This window comes from Methanoregula sp. PtaB.Bin085 (assembly GCF_002067035.1).
Lineage (GTDB): Archaea > Halobacteriota > Methanomicrobia > Methanomicrobiales > Methanospirillaceae > Methanoregula.
In genome coordinates this window covers 164,221-189,960 of record NZ_MVQB01000046.1, presented here as the reverse complement: position 1 = coordinate 189,960, position 25,740 = coordinate 164,221, and the positions used below count along the sequence as shown (strand labels likewise).

Below are 25,740 nucleotides of genomic sequence, written 5' to 3'. Positions count from 1 at the left end.
TGCCATGCTCCCCGGTCTCGTACGGTATGACGAAGTGGCAGCAGGCGAGATCACCCATGCCATCCGCTTCACCGCGCAAAAGACACAGAAAGCACACATCTGGCCGGCGCGCCACGATGCCTCCAGCATCACCGATCCGCGGTATCCCCCGATGGGGCAGCGGTTCCGGCTGAAAGCATCATTTGATACTTCAGGTTACGGCCCCCAGTCGAAGGTCGTTCTCGCAGCGCTCAAGAAATACGGGATGATCCTTGCCGACAATGGCGGGAACTGGTTTATTTCAGGGGTTCCTGATACGAGGTGGAACGACGATGACCTGAACGGCCTCAAGCAGCTGAAGGGATCCGATTTCGAGGCGGTTGACGAGTCATCGCTGATGATCAATCCGGACTCCGGCAGGGCGAAGGTTAACCTTCCCGGGCCGGTCGCCCTTCCCGGCCAGTCCTCCGCCCCGACCGATCCGGACAAGGACGGGAAATACGAGGACCTGAACGCGAACGGCCGGAAGGACTTCGCAGACGTTGTTCTTTTCTTTGAATACCTTGACTGGATCGTGGCGCATGAACCTCTCGCTGCCTTTGATTATAATGCCAATGGCAGGGTGGAGTTTGCCGATATCGTCATGATGTACGATGAATTGTAACACTTGCTTGTATAAACGTTACGAAACGATGTCCAAATACCCGGACCATTCACTGTTTTTTCTTCATCTTCCCGATCAGGCCGGACACCTGTTGCCTTGCCGCAGCAGTAGCAGCAGGATCCGGTTCCAGCGTCAGGTCCAGGAGATCCCCTTCCCTGCTGCCGGGCGGGAGAAACCCGGCAGGTATGCGGATCCGTACCATGGGATCTTCCTGAACGATCAGTACGGCAATGCACTCCTCAACCCGGTCGATGCTCACTTTCATGTTGTAACTGTCTCCGGCCACTGATCGATAATCCTGCCGCTCCCGTCCATTAAGGTTGCCCGGTCCCCGCTGTTGCCCCAGAGAGGTTCCTTCCTTCCCATGAACAGGGCCGTATCGTTCATTACGCCGTCACCGGTGTACACCGTCACCGAGCTTTTGGGCATAAGGAGGAATGCCGGGAACCTGTATGGTTCCGTGCCGCTCCTGTCGGCAAGTGTCCAGCTCGTGAGAAGGACTGTCTCTTCACCATTATTTGTCAGCCGGATCCATTCGCCGTTCAGGTTCTTCGTATCATCGCCGGGCGCATCGAACTGCACGGCACTGATGGAGATATTCGATGCGTTCCCGAGCTGGAGGGAGGGGAGGGTCAGGTTCAGGATCGACAGATTGGAGGGAACGGTCGGGATCGTGAGGTTGGACGGGAATGTGACCGGCAGGGTGAACGGTATCCCGGGTGTTGCGGTGCCGGCTGGTGTCAGGGAGCCCGGACTGGTGGTTGTTGCCGGGGTTGCTGAAGGCATCCGGGAGTGCGACCAGATGTCGACTGTATCCCTTTCGGTTGCAATGGAATATGTTGCACCATCACTCTCGACACAGACGGTCCCGTCACGATCTGTGCGGAGCACGAGAGCCCCGATCGAGTCCAGCCCGCCAAGCGTTTCACGATGCGGGTGGCCGTAGTCATTGTCCCTGCCAAGAGAGATCACGGCAACCTCCGGGTCGACGCGGCGCAGAAAAGCCGCTGAACTGGCATCGGAACTTCCGTGGTGGCTGACCTTGAGGACATCGGCGTCGAGAGGGAGACCGGACCGTATCATGACATCTTCTGCCTCGGTTGTTGCATCGCCGGCAAAGAGCAGGTTCACCGTACCGTACGAGACCCGCAGGACGACACTGTTGGTATTGATCGAGTCGCCGATCTGCTGCTCCGGGGGCGAGAGAACAACGATCCTTAACGAGGGATCGATATCGATGGTCTGCCCGCGTTTGGGAGTAATGTACGGGATATGCTTTTCGTCCACGGTCCTGAGGAACTGCCCGTACAGGGACGACGATGACGGGATACCCGAGTCGAGCACCTTCCCGACCGGGAAACGGGTGAGCACCTTCTGCATTCCGCCGATATGATCCGAGTGCGGGTGCGTTGCAACCAGCAGATTGATACGGGTGACACCCAGGTTCTCAAGATCGCTGACAACGCGGTTGCCATAATCGACCTCCCCCGCATCGATCAGGATGACCTTGTCCTGAAAGAGGATGACTGAAGAATCCCCCTGCCCGACATCGAGGAAATATACCCGCAAATCACCGGAAGTGTTGGTCCGGAGGGATGTGCCGGGATCCGGCGGGAGGATATCAGAGCAGCCGGCAAGGAGAGGGGTTGCAATGAGGAGAATGACAAGGATGACGGGCAGGAGTGCCCGCCCGGCTTTTTGCAGACTCATTGCATCACCTACGAGGACTGAGCCCGCCTGACAAGGTCGGCTGCTGCTGCCGATGCGCCTTCCAGGATCTCCTTTTCGCCAGGAACCTCCCGGTTGAGCATGAGCACCCTGCCGTCGCAGATGGTTGTCTCGACTGCCCCGCCGTTGCAGGAATAGACGATGTTGGACATTGCATTGTGGAGGGGCGTGTTGCACGCTTCGTGGACAGCAACAAGGATGATATCTGCCGGCGTACCTGGCAAAAGCCTCCCGGTTGCAAGGCCGAGTCCCCTGGCACCGTTTGCGGTTGCCATGGCAAGCGCTTCCTGTGCCGGGAGGAGCGTCGGATTGTTCCAGAAGAACTTCTGGAGGATGGCTGCGGTCTTTGCCTCCTCGAACATGTCGAGGTTGTTGTTGGATGCGCACCCGTCCGTCCCGAGGCAGACATTCGCTCCGGCATCCTTCAGCCAGTGCCATGGCATGGCCCGGTTGGTTGCAAGCTTCATGTTGCTCGTGGGGTTGTGCGATGCGGAAACACCCCGCTTCCCGAGGAGCGTGCACTCTGCCTCGTCAAGCCAGCAGCAGTGGGCAGCGACCGTGCGGGGGGTGAGGATCCCACATTCGTCGAGGAGGACGGCAGGCCGTTTCCCGTGCTGGGCAATGCAGTCGTTCACTTCCTTCTCGGTCTCTGATAGGTGGATGTGGATGCCGATCTTCTCCTCGCGGGCAAACTCCGCGCACCACTTCAGCCCGTCGGGGGAGACTGTGTACGGTGCATGGGGGCCTGCCGCGGCAGTGATCCGCGGGTTGTCCAGCGAGCGTATATGGCGGACAAGGTTCTCTGTTGCCCTGCACTCGGCCTCGCGCTTCCCAGCATCGAAGAGGTCAATGAACCCGTAGGAAAGCACTGCCCGGATCCCCGCCTCGCCGACGGCCCGGGCTGCCTCCTCCATCATGAAGTACATGTCGTTGAATGCGGTCGTGCCTGTCCGGATCATCTCGAGGCAGGCGAGTTTTGTCCCCCAGTACACGTCAGGAGGCGTCAGGTGGGCCTCGAGCGGCCAGATCTTCTGGGAGAGCCAGTCCTGCAGGATCATGTCGTCGGCATAGCCGCGCAGGAGGGACATGGCGGCATGAGTGTGGGTGTTGACAAGACCGGGAAGCGCGATCGCCCCGTTCCCGTCGATAATGATATCTGCCTCACCCGTGTGCTGTTTCCGTACACCTTCCCCGATAGCACCAATGGTACCGTCGTCTCGGACAAAAATATCCGCGTTTTTCCCGTTCACCTGCACATCCGCAATCAGGATCGCCTGCTGCCTGCCAAAAATATCGTCCATGCTGTTCCTCCCTCAAGCCATCTGCTGCATGATCGTATCCAGAATTTTTGCTGTCCGTTCACGGAACTGCCGGGAGATCGCCAGCACCTCGTCCCACGTGAGGATGCCATCGGCCAGCCCGTTGGCATAGTTGTCCACCGTGCAGATCGCGGCAAACGGGATTGAGAGCTCGCGTGCGAGTGTTGCCTCGGACGCAAGGGTCATTCCCACGAGATCAGCGAACCGGGAAAAGACGGCAATCTCGGCAACCGTCTCGAACCGCGGGCCCCAGGTCTGCAGGTACGTGCCCCCCAGCCGTGCTGCCGGGACGAGCCGGCGGAGCTCCTGTGAGAGATCCGGCGACAGTTCCGGCATGACGTGGGCAACGGCATGGTCATGGATAGACGGGATGGCAGTCATGCTCACATAATCCGTGGGGATGACAAGCGATCCGGGCGCGATATCGTGATTCAGGGAACCGGACGAGCCAAACGCAACAATGCGATCCACACCGGCAATGGCAAGGGCTGCAAGGTTTGCCCGGAAATTGATCCGGTGGGGTGGCAGGTCGTTCTGGTGGCGCATCAGGAGCGCGACGTTATCCCCGGCGAGGATGGTCGCGTTCCCGAACGGGGTAGCGATCTGCCTCTTCTCAAAGTGCGGCAGCTCCGAGAACATAAGGCTCGTTCCGCCGATGATGCCGAGCATCACGGCCCTCCCGCAGCCTGCCGGTAAAAAACCGGTGTATTCCGGACCTGTTGCATGGAATCCCTGTCCTCTCTGAAAGGTTGGCGAAAGCAGCACTAATAATTAGCGTATTTACCGGGATGTTTTTCAGTAAGCGTAAATGAGAGGAAAACCCATACTCCCTGCTATGGGCACATTTCTCACCGTCAGCGATGAGGCAATCAGGAACGGCGAATGCACGGATATCTACTTTGTCCGGTCCGAGGAGACGCTCAAGAACGACCGGCTCAACCCGCACGTGGTCATGGAAGTTACTGCATCATCCCTGCCGGATTCGTGGGCGGTCTTCTGCGGGCTTGCTGACGTGCTCGCTTTGCTTGACGGTATGCCGCTGACCGTAGACGCGATGCCCGAGGGCACGGTCTTTTACAAAAACGAGCCGGTGCTTCGTATCAGCGGAAAATACCGCGACTTCTGCCGGTATGAAACCGCGATTCTCGGTTTCCTCTGCCATGCATCCGGTATCGCAACGGCAGCCGCCCACATCCGGATCGCGGCCGGCGACCGCCCGGTCTACTCATTCGGCTCCCGCCGGCAGCATCCAGCAATCGCCGCGATGATCGAGCGTGCGGCCTGGATCGGCGGTGTCGACGGCGTCTCCAATACCTGCGCCCCCGAAGGGATGCCGGTGGTCGGCACGATGCCCCACGCCTTCGTGATGTGCTACAAGACACCGGAGGATGCATGGAAGGCATTCGACCGGAACGCCCCGAAGTCAGTCCCGCGGATCATGCTCTGCGATACGTACTGCGACGAGAAAACAGAGTCCCTGCGGGCTGCGGAGTGCGGTGCGACCGCTGTCAGGCTGGACACGCCCAGATCCCGGCGCGGGAACATGCGGGCAATCATCGAAGAGGTCCGCTGGGAGCTCGATGCCCACGGGTACGAGAACGTGAAGATCTTCCTCTCCGGCGGAGTGACCCGCGAGGATGTGATCCAGTACCGGGACTGCGTGGATGCCTTTGGTGTCGGCGGGGCGATCGCGAATGCCCCGGTGATTGATTTTGCCCTTGACATCGTGGAGATTGGCGGGAAGGCGAAGGCCAAGCGGGGAAAGAGAAGCGGCATCAAGCAGGTTCATGCTGCACAGGACGGGACGCATCTCGTTCTTCCCGCCACCCGGAAGGGACCGAAAGGCACAAAGCCCCTGATCGAGCGGTTCATCACCGGAGGGAAGGTTGTCCAGGACTCCTTCATGCAGGATGCACGGAAGCGGGTAGCGCAGGCCCGCAGGACTCTGGGATTACCCTGCTGACGATTCTGTTGTCCAGGATCATCATTTTTCTTCATCGTTGCCAGTGCAGGATACCGGAACACTTCCCGGAACCGTGTCCAAGAATAACCCAGAGGGGAAACATAATCTTCATATCGGCGCAGGCACAAGCAGACTGTAGAGTGATCTCATGTTCTGCGGTGAGTGCGGTACACAGAATCCCGATACCAACCAGTTCTGCAAGAACTGCGGTAAGCCGTTAAAAAGACCCCCGCAGGCACCTGCCTCCCGGCCGGCTGCGGTGCCGTACCAGCCTCCCGCTGCACAACCGGCCACGGCACAGCCTGCATATTACCCGTCCCAGCAGCCGGTCTACGGACAGCAGCCTGCTTTCGGGCAGCCACCGGTTCCCACGGGAGCAGCACCGGCAACGGCCAGACCGCCGCTGAACAAGGTGATGCTGGTCGTTGGCATCCTTGGGATCCTGGCCGGGCTTGCCTCGTTCCTCCGGTACCCGTACCTCCTTGGGATCCTTGCGATTGTTCTCGGAGGAGTTGCCATCGCGAAGCCCGAGAACCGGCGGGGCGCAGTGATGGTGATTGGCATCCTTGCGATACTGATAGGGCTGGGAGCCATGCTCTTCGATGTGTTTTACATCGATATTCTGTCACCGGCACCCCCGGATCTCTGATTTTTTTTGTCCGGGCATGCGCCCGGAACGCTTTTTGTGGAAACGGCAGCAGGGCTTTTGACGAACCATCAGCAGATTACCGTGGCGTGAAAGAGATATGGATAAAAAGGATGGATTCGCTATTTCTGTGCTGAAGTATTGCTTCTGCCGATATACGGCAGGAGAGAAAGTGAGACTCCCGCTACAACAAGAATAATGGTTACGATGACAAAAAGACCGGATGCTATCGTCGTGAAATCGTCAAGAGAGAGGAAAATTCCCGTCATTAACAACAGCAGAGTGAGAACCCAGGCAGCTGCAGCAGGCCAGATATTCCGGATTCCGGTTCCTTCCCATCCTCTCCGCCGGGCTATCCAGATACCCGCCATGACGGTCGGGAATACATAGACAAGACCATACAGGGCACTTCCAACAATGATAGCGGTTATTGTCGCAAGTTCCGGGTTAAAGCTCAGGAAGGTCCAGCACACCTGTGCAAGGAGGACAATCTCAAGGACAGGCATTATCAGGATCTGCATGACTGGTTTTACCACAGGGTGTTCATTGATATACGCAGAAACCTGCGGAGAGAACGAGTAATACCATGCATTGAATCCCGGCATGAAGCGGGATCCCGTGTAACTCTTTGCAATCGATTCGTCACGGAAGGTCCTCACCAGCTGCACTTCACTGGCAAGAGGTGATCCATATGTGGCAGTCACGATGAGACAACCATAGGATCCGCTTGCCTCTGCCCTCCCCTTGGCATCTGCCGAAGCCCGCAACTCCTGCGCTTTCCGGGCTGATTTCTGTGCTTCCGCATCGTGACCTCCCCATTTCTGGTATGCGCTGGATTTCATGGTCTCGAGATTGGCAAGGGAACTTTCCGTGGTTGAACGCCGGTCAGGATCTTTTTCCAGCAACAATCCCTCAGCCATGGTGTAGTGCTTGACCGCTTCCTCGTAATTTCCGCTCTCGTACAACCTGTCCCCCTCCTGCTTGAATTTTACCCAGTCCCACTGGAGTTTGCTCTTTTCCTGCAGGAGGTCCGGTACGCCTGGCAGCCCCAGCAGGCCGGGTGCTACAGTACTGGATGAATCGTCCGGGATCGCGGCAGCCGGTACTACCGCAGACACGATCAGTACCGCAAGAAGGAGGGATCCGAATGCACAGGGAGTCATGTATGATAGATTTTTCAAACGGACATTAAATCTTTTGTAAACTGCATAAAACAACGGCTGCCTGATCTCCGGACCTCCATCACAGATTCTTGTGTGCGTTTTTCCCTTCATATCCACCTGTTCATCGGGTGCAATTCAAAGACATTAACTATTGACAGGTGAGAAGTACTGCATGGTCAACGGTGATACTGCCGAATCCCCCCCGGTTGCATGGAAGGGCAAAGGCACTTCCGGTGCGATCAGTATAGCCGTTCATCGCATGGATGGAGCTGCCTCTGACGGCATCCACGCGGGAAGCTCCATTGAATGGTGGTTTGTCCATGGATCCTTTGCAGGACAGAACGTGCAGCTCCGGCACTTCATGATCAGTATCTTCCGGTATGACCTCACCCGCGACAAGAATGCAACGGATGACGGGTATTATGTCATCCTCCAGGTCCTCGATCCCGCTACCGGTACGCAGTCTGTTGTCAGCAGGGGGGAACGAAGGATCATCGATGATCTTCTCTGCAGGCAGGACGAAGCACGGTCGACAAACCTTGACCGCGACCTTGTGAACACGTATATCGATGAGATCCGGTCGTACGGGCCGCCGGCACCTGTAACGCTTGTGCAGCAGCGGCCGGTTGTGGTGCAGGACCCCTTCTCGTTCTCGTGGGACGATATCCGGTTCACAATATACGGAGATGAGATATCCCTTTCATTCGGCAGTACCGGGGACACCGGCCCGTGCCGGTTCCGGTTCGTACCGCAATCGCCCCGGTATCACATGGAGAACATCGGGGCATCCCCATACCGGGCCATGACTTATGTTACCCGTCCCTTGCTTGCACTCTCCGGGACTGCGGGAGATGAACCGGTTTTTGGAACCGCCTGGTTCGATCACCAGTGGGGGAACTCCGGCTGGTTTTTGGAAAAGCCCGGTGAGGGACACCTGCACGGATGGGACTGGACCGGTATCAGCGGACGCGACGGCTCGAGCTGGATCTTCCTCATCTTCCATGATCCGGAGTCAGGAACGGTTCTGGCGCGGAACGCGTTTGCCTTCGGTAACAGGGGGGAGGTCAGGACATACACGGATTTTACCGTCACCCCGTCCCGGTTCTGGACAAGCCCGGTTACCAGGATACAGTACCCGGTTGCCATGGAGATTACCGTGCCGGAAGCAGATGCACGGTTGAGCGTGGAACCCGTGACCGACGACCAGGAGATACCGATCCTCGGGTTCATGCGGGCCGTCTGGGAAGGTGCGGCACGATGTTCCGGATCGGTGGGGGGAGTACCGTTCAGCGGTACTGCCCGCCTGGAGCTGCAGGGATACGGGTACATCTTCGATTTCCGGAAATATATCGCATACCATACCGGCCGCATCCGTACAAGCATTGACGAGTTCATCCCGCCGGAGAGCGGGGCCGGTGAGTTCGGCAGGTTCGCCGACATGCCGGGGGGGATCCGCGAGACCGATGCCCTGAACGAGACGATCATACGCCCCTGCCGGGACCTGCTCACCCGGGAGAAGAAGTACTGGCGGCCGGTCTTTGCCCTCCTGCTCCTCGAATCGCTTGGTGTCCGCTCGGAGGATTACCTGCAGCTTCTCTCGGTTGTTCCCGAGCTCACCCATACCGGCACCCTCATCATCGACGACATCGAGGACAATGCAGAAACAAGGCGGGGCGACCTGTGTATCCACCGCCGGTACGGCACCGATGTCGCCATCAACGCGGCCAACACGCTGTACTTCCTCCCCTCGATCCTGTACAGCACCCACCCGGATCTTACCACACAGCAGCGGCTGGAGTTCTACCGGGTCACTCTTGACTCCTTCATCCGGGGTCATTTCGGGCAGGCACAGGACATCTACTGGTCGAAGAATCTCACCGAAGAGAACCTCGACCTCTGGACCCGGCAGGATCTTACCGGAAAGATCCTGCAGATGTACGAGATGAAGACCGCGACTGCAGCTGTTGCCATGGCCGAAGCCGGCTGCATCCTTGCAGGATCGGCACCCCGGGTACGGGACGCCTGCGTGGCATTTGCCCGTGCGCTCGGGACCGCCTTCCAGATCGCAGACGATATCCAGAGTTTTGAACCAATGCAGAATATCCCTGAAACACCGTGCGACGATATCGCTGCCGGGAAAGTGACCTATGTCATTGCACGGGCTCTCGTTCTTCTGGATGCGGTTGATCGCAAGGAACTCATCCGGATCCTCTGTTCTCCCGCTGAACGACAGCGCATGGATGCGCAGAAGGGAGGGGTGCGCCTTGTCAGGAAATCCGGGGCGCTGGAAGTGTGCAGGGGAGAAGCGGTTGCGATGCTTGATGAAGCATGGCATACCTTCTCAAAAAAAGTCCCCCCGTCGGAACACAAGGTCATGCTCCGGCTCTTTACCAGGAGCCTGGTACAGGCCGGAACGATGAGGTACTGACACGGGTCACGGGAGCCCAATTCTTTTAACCTATGCCGTCCTACTAGTTAGGAGCGGGCTGGTAGATCAGTGGTAGATCGCTTCCTTGGCATGGAAGAGGCCGCGGGTTCAATTCCCGCCCAGTCCATCTGTTTTCAGTCGATATTCCGGTAAGGACTTCATTCTTTCTCCAGCGTCCCGTAATCCTTTTTATTGCATCAGCACCAATGAGGGATCATCTGATGATTAACCATCTGCTGTTCTCTGTCGATGACGTGCAATGTGCCCTGCCCATCAGGACCGTCCGTATCGTCCTCCAGATGGTCCAGCTCGGCCCCGCACCTTCCGGCAACGGACAGCCCGTTCCGGCCGGAACCGTCAACCTCCATGGACTTATCGTCCCGGTCTTTTCAGTCCGTTCTTTCTTTGGAATCCCGGATCGTGCCGCACGACTGACAGACCAGCTGATCGTAGCAGAAACAGGCGCCTCCTGCACCGCTCTCTGGGTGGACGAGACTCATGTTCTCGATCAGCGCCCCGTTCCGCCGGTTCCGGATAAAAAAGCAGAGATACAGGAACCGCTCGCCCCCGGGGCAGGGATAACAGCAGACGGCACGGTCATCTTTACCGATCTGGCACGTTTCCTTGAGCCGGGCAGTTTCAGGATTTTACAACTGCAACAGGCCGGGTCGAACCAGAGGAGGAAGAAAACACCATGACGGAGGGCCGGGCTGACGGCAGACTGAGCGAGGAAACTATCCGGAAGGTCCTTGAAGAACGGGCAAAGAAAATCGCAGAACCGGTAACGGGCTCCGTCGAGACCGGGATTGTGGAAGTTCTCCGGTTCCAGCTGGCGTACCAGGAATATGCTCTTGAGACGAGATACGTGAAGGAGGTGATCCTCACCGGTGAAATCACACCGGTACCCGGGGCGCCTCCCTTCATCTCCGGTATCTGCGCAGTACGTGGCCGGATCATCTCACTCGTAGACCTCAGGATTCTGTTCTCCCTGCCGGAGAAGGGGCTGACCGATCTGAACCGCGTTATTGTCATCACCGACGGGCGGCTCACATTCGGGATCCTGGCAGACACCATCACCGGGCTTGGGACAATCCCTGCCTTCCTCATTGTCCCGCCCACTCCCGGTACCGACCTTTCGTGGAAACGGTACCTCAAAGGGTATGTCAGCGATTCCCTTGTCGTGCTCGATGCTGATTCCCTCCTTTCAGATCCGGCGCTGGTTGTTGAAGATGCATGAAGAGGGTATACCCTTTTTACAAGGCCGGTCTTCCCTTTTCTGGTATTCCTTGCATCCAAAATACAGATCATTACATTAAAGCAATATGCAGTCAGTCTATTGACATACTATAGCTGAGAATACCGGAAGTGGGCTGGGAATGCTCGAATTTTTCACGAATCTGAAAGTGGGAACAAAGATTCTGGTCATCTGCCTGTTCCTCGCAATCATCCCGACACTACTGCTCGGTGTCGTGGCATATACCAGTTCGAGCAGTGTCATCAATGAACAGACGCAGTCGCTCCTTGAGACACAGGTCAAGGACATGAAGGGGTGGACAAACGATGTCTACAAGCTGACGCGGAACAAGGTCAACTCCGACCTTAATGTCGCCCGGCAGAATTTCTACGGCAAGGGTACGCCGCAGATTCTCGACGGGAAGATGACCCTGGTCGACAATCAGGGGACCCATTACGTCGTGAACGACAACTTCGAGATTGTTGACAAGGTCCAGTCCCTTGTCGGAGGTGCTGCAACAGTATTCCAGGTATACCCGGAGGGATATGCAGCCCGCATCTCGACCAACGTCCTGGATTATAACGGCTCCCGTGCTACCGGTACGCACCTGACCGATGATGTCTACGATTACACGGTCAACAAGGGCCAGACCTATTATGGCAGGCGGGACCTGTTCGGCAAGAACTATGTTACTGCGTACGAGCCCATCAAGGATCCCAGCGGCAAGATCATCGGAGTCCTGTTTGTCGGAACACTTGAAGGGCAGACCCTTGATGTAGTCAAGACAAGTATCCGCGACACGGTTGTAGGCCAGCATGGGTATATGTATGTTCTCGACAGCAAGGGTACCGTTCTCGTGCACCCGTCATTGGAGGGGCAGAACTGGTCCCGGATGGTTTTTGTCCAGGAGATGTTCACAAAAAAGGACGGGGCAGTTCCCCACGAGGTAGACGGGACGCAGGTACTCGATGCCTACACCTATTACGAGCCCCTTGACTGGTACATCGTTTCGAGGGCGGAGCTGTCGGATTATACCGGCCCGATCGACACGATCCGGAACACCATCTTTGCCCTCATGATCGCATCGATGGCAATCGGTGCCACGATTGCTATTCTCTTTGGCAGGTCCATTTCAGGGCCCCTGCAACAGGTCGTGGTAATGATTAAGGAACTGAGGAACGGCCACCTCTCCGCCCGTCTGAATATCCGCAGGGAGGACGAGATTGGAGTCATGGCCGCGACCATGGATGAGTTCGCCGACGATCTCCAGACCAACGTGGTGGGAGATATAAAAAAGATCGCCAACGGTGAGTACATCGAGGAATTTGCCAAACCGGTTGACGAACGTGACGAGATCCGGCCTGCACTCCGCATGATGGTTGACTCACTTGACCACCTCCACAAGGAGACCATCAAGCTGACGGATGCAGCCAGGGCCGGGGACCTCTCGGTTCGCGGGAACGAGAAAGCGTTCCGGGGCGGGTACCGTATGATCATTGCCGGGTTCAACAAGACGCTCGAGACCATCACGGAACCGGTTAACGAGGCTATGCGCCTCTCACGGTTCTACGCATCCGGTGACTTCACGGCCCGGTTCGACGAGAAGATCCCGGTTGCCGGCGAGTTCGTGGCATACCGGGACGCTCTCAACACCATCGGTATCGAGCTGCAGCGGCTGATGAAGCTGATCAACGAGGAACTGTACGATGGTATCTCTGTCCTGTCTTCGGCATCGAGCGAAATCCTGACCATCACCACCCAGCTCTCAACCGCCAGTTCCCAGACAGCAGCGACGGTCAACCAGACCTCAGACACGGTCGAAAGTGCGAGGAAAAAGACGGATCTCGTGAATGTCAAGACCAAGGAGATGTCCGAGAAGGCAATGAAAGCCCTCCAGGTCTCCGGTGAAGGCCAGAAGTCAGTCCAGGAGATCCTTGACGGTATGACCAATATCCAGCGCCAGATGGATGTCATCGGAATGAATGTCATCAAGCTCTCGGAACAGAGTCAGGCCATCGGGGAGATCATCGCGACGGTAACCGACATCTCGGAGCAGTCCAACCTGCTTGCCGTCAACGCTTCGATTGAAGCGGCGAAAGCCGGTGAATTCGGCAAAGGTTTTGCGGTGGTTGCGCACGAAATTCATAACCTTGCAGAACAGTCGAAACAGGGTACCGGCAACATCCGTACCATTCTGACGGATATCCAGCGTGGCGTCTCATCCACGGTGATTTCAACTGAGAAGGGAACCAGTTCGGTAGCTGAGGCTGCCCGCCTGACAGCCGATGCAAAGGAGGCCATCGAGGTACTTGCCCGATCGATTGCCGATTCGTCACGCGAAGCCATCGAGATCGCAAGGTCGATCCAGGAGCAGGCAGCAGGAATGGACCAGATCTCTGCTGCGATGGAGAACATCCGCGATGCAGCCCAGAAGAACCTCGAGATTACCCGGAAAGCCGAGAAGACTGCCGAGGACCTGCACGAGCTCGGCGTGCGGTTGAAGAAGATCACGGTCCAGTACCACGTCTGATGACGCTGCCGACATGATCGATCCGGACGAGGAATTCCACAAGCAGCTCCTTGCAACATTCAGGGAGGAGGCGGATGAGCACCTGAGCGAGATCACCGGGGATCTCATCGCCCTCGAGAAATCCGGTATCACGCCCGGCTCTCCCCTGGTGGAGCGGGTATACCGCACGATCCACAGCCTCAAGGGGAGTGCCCGGGCAGTCAACCTCCGGGATATCGAGTCGGTCTGCCAGAACCTCGAATCGGTCTTTGCGCTGATGAAAAAGGGGGAGTTCGTCCCCGATGAAGGAGCGTACGACCTTTTCCATGATGCCATCAAGATCACCCGCGGGCTCCTGAGTGGGGAGCGGGTGGAGAGTATCTCGCCTGCAGAAATTGCCCGGTCACTCAGGGCACTCATCTCCATGACACGCGATCTTCCCGCCGCTCATCAGGATGGCGCGGTACCGGAAACTCCCCCGGCTGAAAGGCGTATCCGAAACGGGATGAACGATGAAAATATGTCTGCGGGTAATGCGCCCTCCCCCAGAGACGGTGAATCTATTTTTGATACCGGGAAACCGAATGCGGATACCGGGATGGAACATCTCCGCAGCATGGCAGCCCATGATACCTGGGACGGGAAAACCGTCAGGATCGCTGCCAACAAGCTCGACCGGCTCATTGCGGGTGCTGACGATCTTCTCACAACACGGCTGTTCATCACGCACCGGATGCAGGAACTGGAGGAGATCATGACCCGGTTTGCCATCTGGCGTTGGAACCTGGCCCTGGTATCGAACGACCTTCACCGGTTCCGGGAGGCTTCCTTTGGGATCAGGAAGACAAAACTCCCTCCGGATCTTGTCCTGCCGCTTCAGCGGATGGTTGAGTTCCTCGAGTATAACCGTGAGTTCGTTACCTACCTCCAGCACGATCTGAGCGTCCATGTCCGTGCCGCGGAGATCGATCGATCGACACTCGAGACCAACACTTCTGCCATCTCCGATCTCATCCATGATGCAGTCCTCCTGCCGGTCGCAAACGTCCTCCAGCCATTTGGCGGACTTGTCCGGGAGTATTCCCGGCACACCGGAAAGCAGGTCGACCTGGTCATCGAAGGCAGCGACCTTGAGATGGACCGGCGGATACTCGAGGCTCTGAAGGATTCCCTGATGCACCTCCTTCACAACAGCATCGACCATGGGATCGAGTACCCGGATATCCGGGCCGAACGTCACAAGAAGGTGCGGGGAATTGTCCGGATCCGAATCATCCCTCTCTCGGGGAGCAAGGTAGGAATCGAGGTATCGGATGACGGGGGCGGAATTGACCGGGATGTAATCCGAAAAGCGGCCGTTGAGAAGGGTATCGTATCCCCCGATGCGGCCACAGCGTTGTCCGATGACGAGGTCATCTGGCTGATCTTCCGTTCTGGTCTGTCGACAAGTCCCATCGTCACCGATATCTCGGGGCGTGGCCTTGGCCTGGCAATTGTCGAAGACACCGTGACACGGCTTGGCGGATCGGTTTCTGTTTCATCCGAGAAGGGGAAGGGAACAACCATCAAGCTGCAGGTCCCGATCCGTCTTGCCACCCTCCGGGGTGTTGTTGTCAGGGCTGGAAGCCAGGTATACGTACTCCCCATGCAGCAGGTAAGGCAGGTTATCCGTGTCCAGCAGGAAGAGATCCTCCGGACCGGTGACCGGCCGATCATCGAGTTCCAGGGTGAGAAAATTGTGGTGATCCGGCTTACCGAAGCACTCGGGATCACGGAATACCATTCCCTCCCGGCAGGAACTGCACACGTGCCAATCGTGATCATGGCGTACGGTGCCGGCCAGATCGCATGCATTGTTGACGAAGTAATACGGGTCCAAGAGATCGTTGTCCGATCGCTCGGCAGCCAGCTTCGCCGGGTTAAGCGGATAACGGGTGCCGTCATCCTCGGAGACGGGAAGGTAGCGCTGGTGCTGGACGCTCTCGAGCTCATCCAGGAATCCATCAAAGGTTCACCACTCGTTCCCGCAGGCACGGCCAGCGGTGAGGATCTCAGGACAATCCTTGTTGTCGAGGATTCGGTCACCTCGCGCGCTCTCCTCCAGACCATTCTCGAACGGGCCGGGTACTTTGTCCGGACGGCCGTTGACGGGATGGAAGCACTCGCAATGCTTAAGGAGCATGAGTTTGATATGGTCGTGTCGGATGTTGATATGCCCCGCATGAGCGGATTCACACTGACAGAGAAGATCCGGGCGGACGCCCGGATGTCTGCGCTCCCGGTCGTCCTTGTAACCTCGCTTGATTCAGCTGAGGACCAGAAACACGGAATCACTGTCGGCGCGGATGCCTATATTCGGAAGACCAGCTTTGAAAAAAGCCAGCTTCTCAGTGTGATCCGGAACCTTCTGGAGAGGAAACGATGAAGATACTCGTTGTTGAAGACAGCAGGACCCAGGCCGAATCGCTGCGGTATATCCTCGAAAAGAAGGGTCACACTGTCACCGTTGCCGCGAACGGCAGGGATGCCCTCGGGCAGATCGCGGCAGGCCGCCCGGATATCGTTCTGACGGATATCATGATGCCGGAGATGGACGGGTACGAGCTCTGCCGGCGGATCAAAACCGATGATGCCCTGAAATCCATACCGGTCATCATCGTAACCCAGCTCTTCGACCCCGTGGATGTGGTCCGCGGGCTCGAGGCGGGGGCGGACAATTTCATCATCAAGCCGTTCGAGCAGAAGGATATTGAGGCGCGGATCCAGGAGGTCATGGCAACGCAGACCGGGGATGACGTGACATGCTACCCGCTGGAGGTGAGGCTGGCGGACGGATCCCACACCCTGACGGCAGGCCGCCGGCAGATCCTCAATATCCTGTTATCGACCTACGAGATCACTGTACGGAAGAATGCGGAACTGCAGGAAGCACATGAACGGCTCAACCTGCAAAGCGACCAGCTGCAGCAGGCAGTTGCCGACCAGAAGAAAGCAAACCGTGATCTGCAGGCCGAGAATGCTGAACGGGTGAAAGCGGAGAAAGCACTGGCAGAAGCCAACAAGAAACTCCAGCTGATGGCAAGCATCACCCGTCACGATCTCCGCAACCAGCTGACAGCAATGCGCGAATACCTCGAACTCTCCCTTGCACGGCGGGAGAAGGATCCCGCGAGTGCCTGGACAGACGTTTCGAACGCGATGGATATCGTCAACCAGACCATCAATACCGTGGAATTTACCGGTGAATATCAGAAGATCGGTGTCAAATCGCCGGTCTGGAAGAACGCACGGCACCTGGTGGATGATACCGGCAAATATATTACCCTTGGCCGGATCCGGCTGGAGAATGCTATTCCTTCCGCAGTTGAGATCTATGCAGATCCCCTCATTGAGAAGGTCTTTTTCAACCTTATCGATAATGCCGTGCGGTACGGAAAGAAGACCACAACCATCCGCTTCCGGTACGAGGAGAACGAGTCGGGCGGCACGATCATCTGCGAGGATGACGGGATCGGGATTGCGGATGAAGAGAAGGAGAAGATCTTCGCTTACGAGTACGGCATGAATACCGGTCTCGGGCTCTTCCTGACACGGGAGGTCCTGACCATAACCGGTATTGTCATCCGGGAGACAGGTATTCCCGGGAAAGGGGCAAAGTTCGAGATGAAGTGCCCGAAAGGAGCGATCCGGATCAAACCATGAACCATCATATGCTCCCGGATTTCCCGTGATGCCATGACCACAATGAGGTCAGCTGTATGAGACCCTGTGCAAAGCCTTTCGTGATATCCCGGACCAGACCGGATGACTGCCAGAACGTTACCACAGGAAGAAGTACGGACCGGATCCTCCGATGATTCCGCATTACCTTTTCGACAACACGCAGCCGCCCCGCCGGAACCGTTTCTGGATTCTGACCGGCCTTACCGTCCTTGTTACGGCAGTAAACTATATCGCCCTCAGCCAGGGCATCTCGGTTGTCTTCTCCCAGTTCTTCTACCTCCCTATCATCCTGACGGGATACTGGTATCCACGACGGGGCGTTGTCTTTTCTGCCTGCATTGCCATCGTATATGCTGCAATAGCTCTTGCTGCAGGTCCGCAGGAGACTCTCCTCGGTTTCACAGTCATGGCACGCTGCATCATCTTCATCATGGTCGGCGCCGTCGTGTCGTACCTTTCATCAAGCCTCCGGATCTCGGAGCAGCAGCTCCACGAGATCATCGAGTTCCTGCCGGACCCGACCTTTGCCATCGACAGGGACGGGCGGGTGATTGCATGGAACCGGGCAATTGAGGATCTGACCGGGACGGGGAAGGAGGATATGCTCGGCAGGGGGGATCACGCGTATGCGATCCCGTTCTATGGAAACCGCAGGCCAATCCTTGTCGATATGATCCTTGATCCGGAGAAAAATCCCGAAGAAATTTACCCCGGCGTCAGGAAAGAGGCCAAGGCGTACAGCAGCGAGGTCTTTATCCCCCACTTTCATGAAGGGAAAGGGGCGCACCTCCGCATCTCGGCTACCGTGCTCACCGATGCGGACGGAAAGATCACGGGGGGAATCGAGGTCATACGGGATATCACCCCGGAGGTCATGCTGCAGTCGGCACTGCAGACAACCGGCAGCCGGCTGAATATCCTTGCCGGGATTGTCCGCAACGATATCGCCAAGAAACTGGCAGTCTTATACGGCCACCTCTCGATCGGGGTCATGAAGTTCAATGACCCGGATGTCCTGACCTTTATAGCCAATATCCAGGATTCGGCCAATGCCATCCAGCGCCAGGTCGAGATCTCGCGGGAATTCAGGGATATCGGGACAACCCCGCCGGTCTGGATCCCGGTCCTGCAGGCGAGCACTGCTGCTGCAGAACGCAGCGAACTGAAGAATATCACGTTCCGATCATGGACTGCCCGTCTCGAGATCTTCACCGATCCGCATATTCCGACAGTCTTTTACCACATCTTCGAGAATTCCCGGAAGGACGGGAAAGGTGCAGACCGGGTGGTCGTGACCTACCATATCAATACCAGGGGCTGTACGATCATCGTTGAGGATAACGGGAAAGGCATCCCAGAAGCAGCCAAGAGCTCCCTTTTCACCCAGCGGAGCGAGACCTACGGGTGCGGCCTCTTTCTCGCCCACGAGATCCTGATCCTGACAGGGGTCGGGATCCGGGAGACCGGCATCCCCGGGAAAGGGATACGGTTCGAGATCCTCGTGCCGCCGGAGGGTTACCGCATCAGGGGCGTCGGCGGGATCCCTTCCGGCGTCGCAGGGAATCCCCTCCTGTCTCCCGGGTATGTGATGGGAAAAGGGCTGCCGTCAGAACCGGATGCAATCGTTCCGGTTGTCCGTGAGCTGGAGGCAGAGGAATTTTCAGTCGCGGACGAGGTCTGGAAGGAGTACCACGACACCACGGGCGACCCGGCAACAGATCGGATCTTTGCTGTTTTCCTGGATGACCGGGCGGTCTCCGTTGCACGGTGCCGGCGCCATACCGACGGGATGGAAGTGGACGGAATTTTCACACCGGCCCTGTACCGGAAAAAGGGATATTCCCATATCGCAGTAAGTGCCCTCGTCGAGGCCTGCCATAACGATGATCTGTACATGCACGCCATCAGGAGTCTCATCCCGTTCTACCAGACCTACGGGTTTGAGATCATACCAGAACGCGACCTTCCCCCCACGATACGGGAACGGTACGTATGGGCTGCCGGCAACCTCGAGGGGGCTGACGTCCAGCCGATGAGAAGGAAGGCGGGGATCTAACCGGCTGTTTCAGACGACGAATCGCCCTTCCGCCATGTGTTCCCGCGAGTAAAAACCAATCGTTCTGATTGTCAGGATTCAGAAAATTATTGTCAGGAAAGAGGATACGAAATACCTGCAACGTATTCTTTATTACCATCCCACAGAGATCACTCACATACCATGCGCATCCGCGACCTTATCCTGCCGGAAGACCGGGTTTTTTTCACCCTGTTCGTGGAGATGGCTGATAACATTTCAGAAGCGGCCACGACGCTGAACGAGATCACCCACGAACTTCCCGGAGGCACGGAGAAAGCCCACAGAGTCCGCCAGATCGAGCACCATGGCGACGAGATTACGCGGAAGGTCTTCGAACATCTCGATGAGTCACTCATCACGCCGCTCGAACCTGAGGAGATCGCACGGCTCGCCCCCGTGCTCGACGATGTTTTGGACAGGCTTGACTGGGTCACCCACCAGCTCTGCAACTACGGGATCCCCGAGACAAACGACGTGCTCAAGGAATACTCCTACCTCATCCTCCTGGCATCCGCCGAGATTTCCCTGGCTACCAAGAACCTCGCCGCCCTGACACAACCGGAAGAGGTCAGATCCCATGTCACCGAGATCAGCCGGCTGTACAACCTCTCGACCGAGCTCCTGTCGCGGGCGATCCTCGAACTCTTCAAGACAAAAGACCTGCTCATGATCATCAAGCTCAAGGATATCTACGAGGGAATGGCAAAGGTCATGGAGAAATGCAATGACGTCGGTCATGCACTCGGTGACATTGCCAAGGCACATGCATGACCGGCATTGAACCAATCATCCTTTTCGGTATCATCCTCGCTCTTGCCCTGAACTTCGTCAACGGCCTCAACGATGCATCGCATTCGATTGCCACCGTTGTCGCAACGAAGGCGCTCTCCCCTGCAAAGGCTGTGCTCCTGACCGCGCTCTGCAACCTTGCCGGTCCGTACCTTTTCACCACGGCAGTTGCCGCCACCATCGGGACCGCCGTCATCGGTCATGCCGGCCTGACTCCCCTTTCCATCACCGTTGCCATGGGTACAGCAATCATGCTCGTCTTTGTCGCCACCCGTTCCGGCATCCCGATCTCGAGCAGCCACGCGATGGTGGGCGGCCTGCTCGGTGCCGGGATGGCAGTCGCCGGCCTCTCCGTCATCATCATGCCCTCGTGGGGGAGCGTCACTGAAGTCGTGGTGTACGGTATCGCCGGCGCGGTGATCGGGGCAATCGCCCTCGGCCTTTTCACGGCATCGTTCCACGAGGACGCACGATTCGGGGCGATGCTCGGCGCCCTCTGCGGGGCATCGCTGGTCATCCCCATAATGATGCTCCTTGGCCTTGTGCAGCTGAGCGGGCTTCTGGCCATCGTCCTCTTCATCTTCATTTCGCCTGTTATCGGCATGGTGGGCGCTTTCGTCTTCGATGTCATCGTCTCCCACCTCTTCCGCCATTCCCGGAGGAACCGGATGCGGAGGATCTTCCAGCCCCTGCACGTGCTCGCGTGCCTCATCCAGGCGACAGCCCATGGTGCCAACGACGGCCAGCATGCGGTCGGGGTGATCACGGCACTGCTGGTCTCATCCGGGTTCCTCCTCACGTTTGCCGTGCCCGACTGGGTTCTCCTCTCATCGGCGATTGCCATCGGCCTTGGCACCTGTTTCGGGGGGTGGCGGGTCGTGGACAAGATGGCACGGGAGATCACGAAGATCCGCCCGTACCAGGGATTCTGCGCAGCAACGGCAAGCAGCGCGATCCTCGCCGCAGTGACGCACTGGGGGATACCGGTCTCTTCAACGCATTCCATCAACGGCGCGATTGTCGGCGTAGGAGCGACACGGGGGAAGAGCGCCGTCCAGTGGAGGGTCGTGCAGGAGATGGTGACGGCATGGATCATCACCATCCCTCTTGCGGTTGTCGTTGCATTTGTCATGTATTACACCGTGGATTTATTTCTCGTGCTCCTGTAGCCGGACGCAATTTCGCTATGTTTTTATGACCTGCTGCTGATTACCGGTGGGTTTGTTATGGGTCTCCGGGAATTGCTGATACCGCAGGACAAGGTTTTTTTCGACATGTTCGAGAAGCAGGCCGGCATTGTGAAGGAGGCGGCATGGCAGCTCGTGGCGCTGACCGAGGATTTCACCAATGTCAAGGAGAAGCGCCACGAGATTGAGAAGCTCGAGCATAAGGGAGACCAGATCACCCATGACATCTACGAACAGCTGAACAGCACGTTCATCACGCCGCTCGATCCCGAGGAGATCTCCCGCCTCGCTTCAGCAATGGACGAGGTGCTGGACTATATCGACGGAGCAACCGAGAAGATGTTCTATTACGGCATCAGCAGCACCGATTCGCACATGATCGAACTGGCAAAACTCATCCACATGTCCACCGTGGAGATCGAGAGCGCGGTCAAAGGCATCCGATCGATCAAGGACCCGCGCTACGTGGAAGAGCGTTGTATCGAGGTGAACCGGCTCGAGAACCTTGCCGACGACGTCCTCGCCCATGCAGTCACCGACCTGTTCAGGACAACCGACGCTATTGCTATTATCAAATACAAGGATATTTACGAACATCTTGAGAGCGCAACGGACTATTGCGAGGACGTGGCAAACGTGCTGTCCGATATTGCGATCCGGCACTCGTGACGGTCTTCCTGGGATCCGGTGAGATGACAGCATGATCGAAGCGACATGGGAACTCATTATCGTCATCATCGGAATAGCGCTTGTCTTTGACTTCACGAACGGATTCCACGATTCGGCCAATTCCATCTCGACCGTTGTTTCGACCAAGGTTCTCTCGCCACGGAATGCGGTCTTCTTCGCGGCATTCTTCAACTTCATCGCCGCCTTCGGATTCGGTGTTGCTGTAGCAAGCACGGTGAGCAAGATCATACACCTTGACGTTGTCCAGACTGCCGTTGTCCCTTATATCATCCTCAGTGCACTCCTGGGTGCGATTCTTTGGAACCTGATAACCTGGTTCTTCGGCCTGCCAACATCTTCCTCCCACGCACTGATCGGCGGTCTTGCAGGCGCCGGCATCTCCGCTGCCGGACTTGCAGCCATCAAGATGGAGACGATAATCCTTGTCGTGACGTTCATGTTCGTTTCACCGGTCATCGGGCTCATCTGCGGATTCCTCTTCATGGCAGCGGTTCTCTGGCTGACGCGGATGGCGAACAAGCAGTCTGCGGAGATTTACTTCAAAAGACTTCAGCTCTGTTCAGCGGCAGCGTACAGCTTCAGTCACGGCACAAACGATGCACAGAAGACGATGGGGATCATTCTCCCGCTCCTTTTTTCCATCGGGTATTTCGGGGCATCGGTGGATCCCAACCACCTTCCGGTCCCCATGTGGGTGGTGCTTGTTTCCTATACGGCAATCGCACTCGGCACGCTGTCGGGCGGCTGGAGGATCGTGAAGACCATGGGATACAAGATCACCAGGCTGCGCCCGGTCCACGGGTTTGCAGCAGAGACCGCGGGTGCAACGACAATTCTCGGGGCATCGATCGCGGGGATACCTGTGAGCACGACCCACATCATCTGCACATCCATCATGGGAGTCGGCACAACCATGGGTTCGAGCACGGTGAAGTGGGGCGTTGCCCGGAACATCATGTGGGCATGGATCCTTACGATCCCGATCAGCGCCGCAATCGGCTATGCCTCGTTTGCCGTTGTGCGCGTAATCGTCGGGTACTGACGGTATCTGTGAATGACTGTTTTCATCAAAAAACCGGTATTCCTGAAGAATCGCGTTTAGTATCCGGCGCTTCAACAAGGGATTCCCTTATACCGGGGATGATCCAAATTCACTTTGCGTTCCAGAATTGATCGTACAAAGCAATTCCGGTCCATCGGGAGCATTATCGGAATACCGACAAAACTGCAAGAGCGGGGGAGGTACCCCCATCCCCCCCTCTGATTTTTCTCCGGGAGGGGGGTGACCCCCCCACTCCCCCGGGAGAGGGGGCAGGGGGGTACCCCCCTGCCATCCTTCCCAAAAGAATACCGTTACCGAATCCGTGCGTCCGACACGTCAAGAACCTCCGTCGGAACCGCCATGCAGGTTACAGGCCGGATGCAGGAATCTGCCGTTTTTGGGAGGGGGGGAGGTACCCCCTGCCCCCCGGCCAGTTTTTTTTCTGAAGGGGGTGACCCCCCGGCATGGGGGGTGAGGGGGTGGGGGGTATCCCCCCTGTCTGACAACAGCCGGATGCAGAGTTGACGACGATAACTCCTGTGCAGCCATGGGCAGGGTCATAGAGGGGGGGGAGGGGGTATCCCCTCCCCCCTTTTTGCAGTCTGTCCCAACCCTCCGGTCCCCGCAATACTACCAGGTCAGGCAATTCGTGCGAGCGGTTGCGTCGGATGTTCCTGCCCGGTTCGACAGAGGGGTACAATTCATGAATGCTGCCTCCCTGTTCAGTATACAAAGGGACGTGCGTGAATCACACAGCAGTGAGATGTTTCGATCAGGAGATCTGGTCGGAGACTTTCTCACGGAACCACCGGCAGTCCCGGGAAATGACACATGCAGAGCAGAGCGGTTTCTTCGCATCGCAGGTCGTCCTCCCGTGGGCGATCAGGACGTCGGTCAGGTCGCCCCAGTCCTTCTTCGGGAACAGTGCCATGAGGTCCCGCTCGATGATCTCCACGGTATCGGTATCGGAGAAGCCGATCCGCTGCGCAAGCCTGCGGACATGGGTATCGACCGCGATCCCCTCGTTCTTCCCGAGCGCGTGGTAGAGGACGATATTTGCCGTTTTCCTCCCGACGCCCGGTATCGTGAGGAGGTCCTCCATCGTTCCCGGTACCCTGCCGCCAAACTCATCGAGCAGGGCCTGCGATGCAGCGATGATGTTTTTTGCTTTTGCATGATAGTAGCCGAGGCTGTGGATGATCTTCTCGACGTCGGACTGTTGCGCTTTCGAGAGTGTCTCCGGTGTCGGGTATCGTGAAAAGAGCGGTTTTTTCACCTTCAGAACAGCTTTGTCCGTTGTCTGGGCAGAGAGAATGGTGAGGATGAGCACCTCGAACGGAGTTCCCCGGCAGACCGCTTCCGGCGGTTCACGGGCATTGGGATACCGTTTCAGCAGGGCGGCATAGATCCGTGCAGCGTCCTGTTTTCTCATGGTTCCAATGGGGCAGGGCGGATTCGAACCGCCGTCAAAGCGTCCCAAACGCTCTAGGATGGACCAGGCTACCCTACTGCCCCGTGCCATGATAGTTGGGGCGGAATCTAAAAATAGGTGATGGTGTTGACCGGCTGCAGCCGCGTGTTATTGGGGACATTGGGAGATAACGTATCGGTGTACGTATGAGGGACCCCTCCCTGTAAGAAATATTACACCGGCAGCGGTTTCTTCTTTACGTCCGAGACAACGGTGCCCCGGTACTTCCCCTTCAGGATTGCATCCTCAAGGTTCTTCGGGTTGCGCCCATCCAGCACTACCAGCGGGATTCCGCTCCGCTCCACAACCCGGGCAGCAACAATGTCGAGCACGTTGTTGGAACCGGCGCCAAGCGCGGTCCCACCCACGATCTCGAGCAGTTTCTTCGGGGTCATTGCATCGAACCGCTTCGCACCCGGGTCCTTCTTCGGGTCTGCCGAATAAATACCGTCGACCGATGTCGCGTTGATGAAGACCGATGCCCCGACCCGTTCCGCGAGCACTGCTGCCACCGCATCGGTCGTCTGCCCGGGGGTGATCCCGCCCATCACGACGATCTTGCCCGTCTCGGCAAACTTCTTCGCCTCGGCATGGGACTCGGCAACCTTCGGGTATGCATCCTCGCCGAGGGCCGCGATCAGCATGGTTGCGTTGAGGCGCGTGATCAGGATACCGATCTCGTCAGAAGTACCTTCATCGATTCCAAGGTCGCGCATGATGCTGATATACCGCCGGGCTTCGCCGCCACCGCCGACAACGACAAAGAGGCGGTGCTGTTTTGCAATCTTCCGCAGGACCGGCACATACTCCTTCACCGTATGCTTCTCAAGGGTCGGGATGAGGATCGAACCGCCAAGCGAGATAACAACCTTCTTCATTGCACTAGTTTTTGTAGTGGATGCACCATAAAGAGTTCTTTGGTATGTTCTACTGCCCGAAATGCAAGAGCCAGGAAATCTTTCCTGAAGCTGGCGGATATGTCGGTTCCATCTATGTCTGCAAGGACTGCGGGTACCGGGGATCGTTCGTTCTCGAGGTCGATTCACCAGAAGGGATGAAGAACGTGGAACGCGATGAACGGCTGCACAAACGGCCTGTCCGTTCCCATACAAAGGAACGATAACATAT

General features: G+C 57.4%; 21 protein-coding genes, 2 tRNA genes and 1 pseudogene. 16 read left to right on the top strand and 8 right to left on the bottom strand.

What is annotated here, in order from left to right:
• Positions 1-643 (top strand): annotated as a pseudogene (locus A4E33_RS10605) (hypothetical protein); the annotation flags it as partial.
• 49 nt (positions 644-692) lie between these two features.
• Here A4E33_RS10605 and A4E33_RS10600 read toward each other — a convergent pair.
• The 4 genes from A4E33_RS10600 to A4E33_RS10585 are packed head-to-tail and all read right to left on the bottom strand — an operon-like array spanning position 693 to position 4,359.
• Complete coding sequence (locus tag A4E33_RS10600; RefSeq protein ID WP_292347967.1) at positions 693-908, bottom strand: DUF3006 domain-containing protein; 216 nt, start codon at positions 906-908, stop codon at positions 693-695.
• A complete protein-coding gene (locus tag A4E33_RS10595; RefSeq protein WP_292347966.1) occupies positions 905-2,353 on the bottom strand; it encodes an MBL fold metallo-hydrolase in 1,449 nt (482 codons plus the stop codon). Before A4E33_RS10595 ends, A4E33_RS10600 begins: the two co-directional genes overlap by 4 nt.
• 8 nt (positions 2,354-2,361) lie before the next feature.
• Complete coding sequence (locus A4E33_RS10590) at positions 2,362-3,672, bottom strand: amidohydrolase family protein (RefSeq protein WP_292347964.1); 1,311 nt, start codon at positions 3,670-3,672, stop codon at positions 2,362-2,364.
• Positions 3,673-3,684: 12 nt separating this feature from the next.
• Positions 3,685-4,359 (bottom strand): MTAP family purine nucleoside phosphorylase, encoded by a 675-nt coding sequence (locus tag A4E33_RS10585; protein ID WP_292347961.1) that lies wholly within the window; start codon positions 4,357-4,359, stop codon positions 3,685-3,687.
• 166 nt (positions 4,360-4,525) lie between these two features.
• On the opposite strand from A4E33_RS10585, the gene A4E33_RS10580 reads away from it, so the two are divergent.
• Both A4E33_RS10580 and A4E33_RS10575 read left to right on the top strand, forming a co-directional pair.
• On the top strand, positions 4,526-5,653 hold the full coding sequence (locus tag A4E33_RS10580; protein ID WP_292347960.1) for a nicotinate phosphoribosyltransferase: 1,128 nt from the start codon (positions 4,526-4,528) through the stop codon (positions 5,651-5,653).
• Between the two features lie 148 nt (positions 5,654-5,801).
• Positions 5,802-6,302 carry a zinc-ribbon domain-containing protein gene (locus tag A4E33_RS10575; protein WP_292347959.1) on the top strand — a complete coding sequence of 167 codons (501 nt, stop codon included), beginning with the start codon at positions 5,802-5,804 and terminating at the stop codon, positions 6,300-6,302.
• Between the two features lie 119 nt (positions 6,303-6,421).
• Here A4E33_RS10575 and A4E33_RS10570 read toward each other — a convergent pair whose 3' ends face one another.
• Positions 6,422-7,462, bottom strand: a complete 1,041-nt coding sequence (locus A4E33_RS10570) for a CFI-box-CTERM domain-containing protein (protein WP_292347957.1) — start codon at positions 7,460-7,462, stop codon at positions 6,422-6,424.
• 172 nt (positions 7,463-7,634) lie between these two features.
• On the opposite strand from A4E33_RS10570, the gene A4E33_RS10565 reads away from it, so the two are divergent.
• The 12 genes from A4E33_RS10565 to A4E33_RS10510 all read left to right on the top strand — a co-directional run bounded on the left by A4E33_RS10565 (position 7,635) and on the right by A4E33_RS10510 (position 23,141).
• Positions 7,635-9,890, top strand: coding sequence for a polyprenyl synthetase family protein (locus A4E33_RS10565; RefSeq protein ID WP_292347955.1), 2,256 nt, complete (start codon positions 7,635-7,637; stop codon positions 9,888-9,890).
• A 55-nt stretch (positions 9,891-9,945) separates the two neighbouring features.
• Positions 9,946-10,017: transfer RNA gene (locus tag A4E33_RS10560), tRNA-Ala, on the top strand.
• A gap of 94 nt (positions 10,018-10,111) precedes the next feature.
• The gene (locus tag A4E33_RS10555) at positions 10,112-10,588 is read left to right on the top strand and encodes a chemotaxis protein CheW (protein WP_292347953.1); all 477 of its coding nucleotides are present in this window, start codon (positions 10,112-10,114) and stop codon (positions 10,586-10,588) included.
• On the top strand, positions 10,585-11,127 hold the full coding sequence (locus A4E33_RS10550) for a chemotaxis protein CheW (protein WP_292347951.1): 543 nt from the start codon (positions 10,585-10,587) through the stop codon (positions 11,125-11,127). Before A4E33_RS10555 ends, A4E33_RS10550 begins: the two co-directional genes overlap by 4 nt.
• A 139-nt stretch (positions 11,128-11,266) precedes the next feature.
• On the top strand, positions 11,267-13,654 hold the full coding sequence (locus A4E33_RS10545) for a methyl-accepting chemotaxis protein (RefSeq protein WP_292347949.1): 2,388 nt from the start codon (positions 11,267-11,269) through the stop codon (positions 13,652-13,654).
• Positions 13,655-13,667: 13 nt separating this feature from the next.
• Positions 13,668-16,058, top strand: a complete 2,391-nt coding sequence (locus tag A4E33_RS10540) for a response regulator (protein WP_292347947.1) — start codon at positions 13,668-13,670, stop codon at positions 16,056-16,058.
• Complete coding sequence (locus A4E33_RS10535; RefSeq protein ID WP_292347945.1) at positions 16,055-17,335, top strand: hybrid sensor histidine kinase/response regulator; 1,281 nt, start codon at positions 16,055-16,057, stop codon at positions 17,333-17,335. Before A4E33_RS10540 ends, A4E33_RS10535 begins: the two co-directional genes overlap by 4 nt.
• Positions 17,336-17,486: 151 nt before the next feature.
• Positions 17,487-19,412, top strand: coding sequence for a PAS domain S-box protein (locus tag A4E33_RS10530; protein ID WP_292347943.1), 1,926 nt, complete (start codon positions 17,487-17,489; stop codon positions 19,410-19,412).
• A gap of 162 nt (positions 19,413-19,574) precedes the next feature.
• Positions 19,575-20,204, top strand: a complete 630-nt coding sequence (locus A4E33_RS10525; protein WP_292347941.1) for a DUF47 domain-containing protein — start codon at positions 19,575-19,577, stop codon at positions 20,202-20,204.
• The gene (locus A4E33_RS10520; RefSeq protein WP_292347939.1) at positions 20,201-21,391 is read left to right on the top strand and encodes an inorganic phosphate transporter; all 1,191 of its coding nucleotides are present in this window, start codon (positions 20,201-20,203) and stop codon (positions 21,389-21,391) included. Before A4E33_RS10525 ends, A4E33_RS10520 begins: the two co-directional genes overlap by 4 nt.
• A gap of 57 nt (positions 21,392-21,448) precedes the next feature.
• A complete protein-coding gene (locus A4E33_RS10515; protein ID WP_292347938.1) occupies positions 21,449-22,078 on the top strand; it encodes a DUF47 domain-containing protein in 630 nt (209 codons plus the stop codon).
• 31 nt (positions 22,079-22,109) lie between these two features.
• Positions 22,110-23,141 (top strand): inorganic phosphate transporter, encoded by a 1,032-nt coding sequence (locus A4E33_RS10510; protein WP_292347937.1) that lies wholly within the window; start codon positions 22,110-22,112, stop codon positions 23,139-23,141.
• A gap of 772 nt (positions 23,142-23,913) precedes the next feature.
• Here the strand turns inward: A4E33_RS10510 and nth are convergent.
• The 3 genes from nth to pyrH form a co-directional block, all read right to left on the bottom strand.
• On the bottom strand, positions 23,914-24,573 hold the full coding sequence (gene nth, locus A4E33_RS10505) for an endonuclease III (RefSeq protein WP_292347936.1): 660 nt from the start codon (positions 24,571-24,573) through the stop codon (positions 23,914-23,916).
• Between the two features lie 8 nt (positions 24,574-24,581).
• Positions 24,582-24,656 (bottom strand) — tRNA-Pro (locus tag A4E33_RS10500).
• Between the two features lie 129 nt (positions 24,657-24,785).
• Complete coding sequence (pyrH, locus tag A4E33_RS10495) at positions 24,786-25,490, bottom strand: UMP kinase (protein ID WP_292347934.1); 705 nt, start codon at positions 25,488-25,490, stop codon at positions 24,786-24,788.
• A gap of 20 nt (positions 25,491-25,510) precedes the next feature.
• Here pyrH and A4E33_RS10490 point away from each other — a divergent pair, with 20 nt between their 5' ends.
• Positions 25,511-25,735: a hypothetical protein gene (locus A4E33_RS10490; protein ID WP_292347932.1), complete on the top strand. Its 225-nt coding sequence runs from the start codon at positions 25,511-25,513 to the stop codon at positions 25,733-25,735.
• Positions 25,736-25,740: the final 5 nt, after the last annotated feature.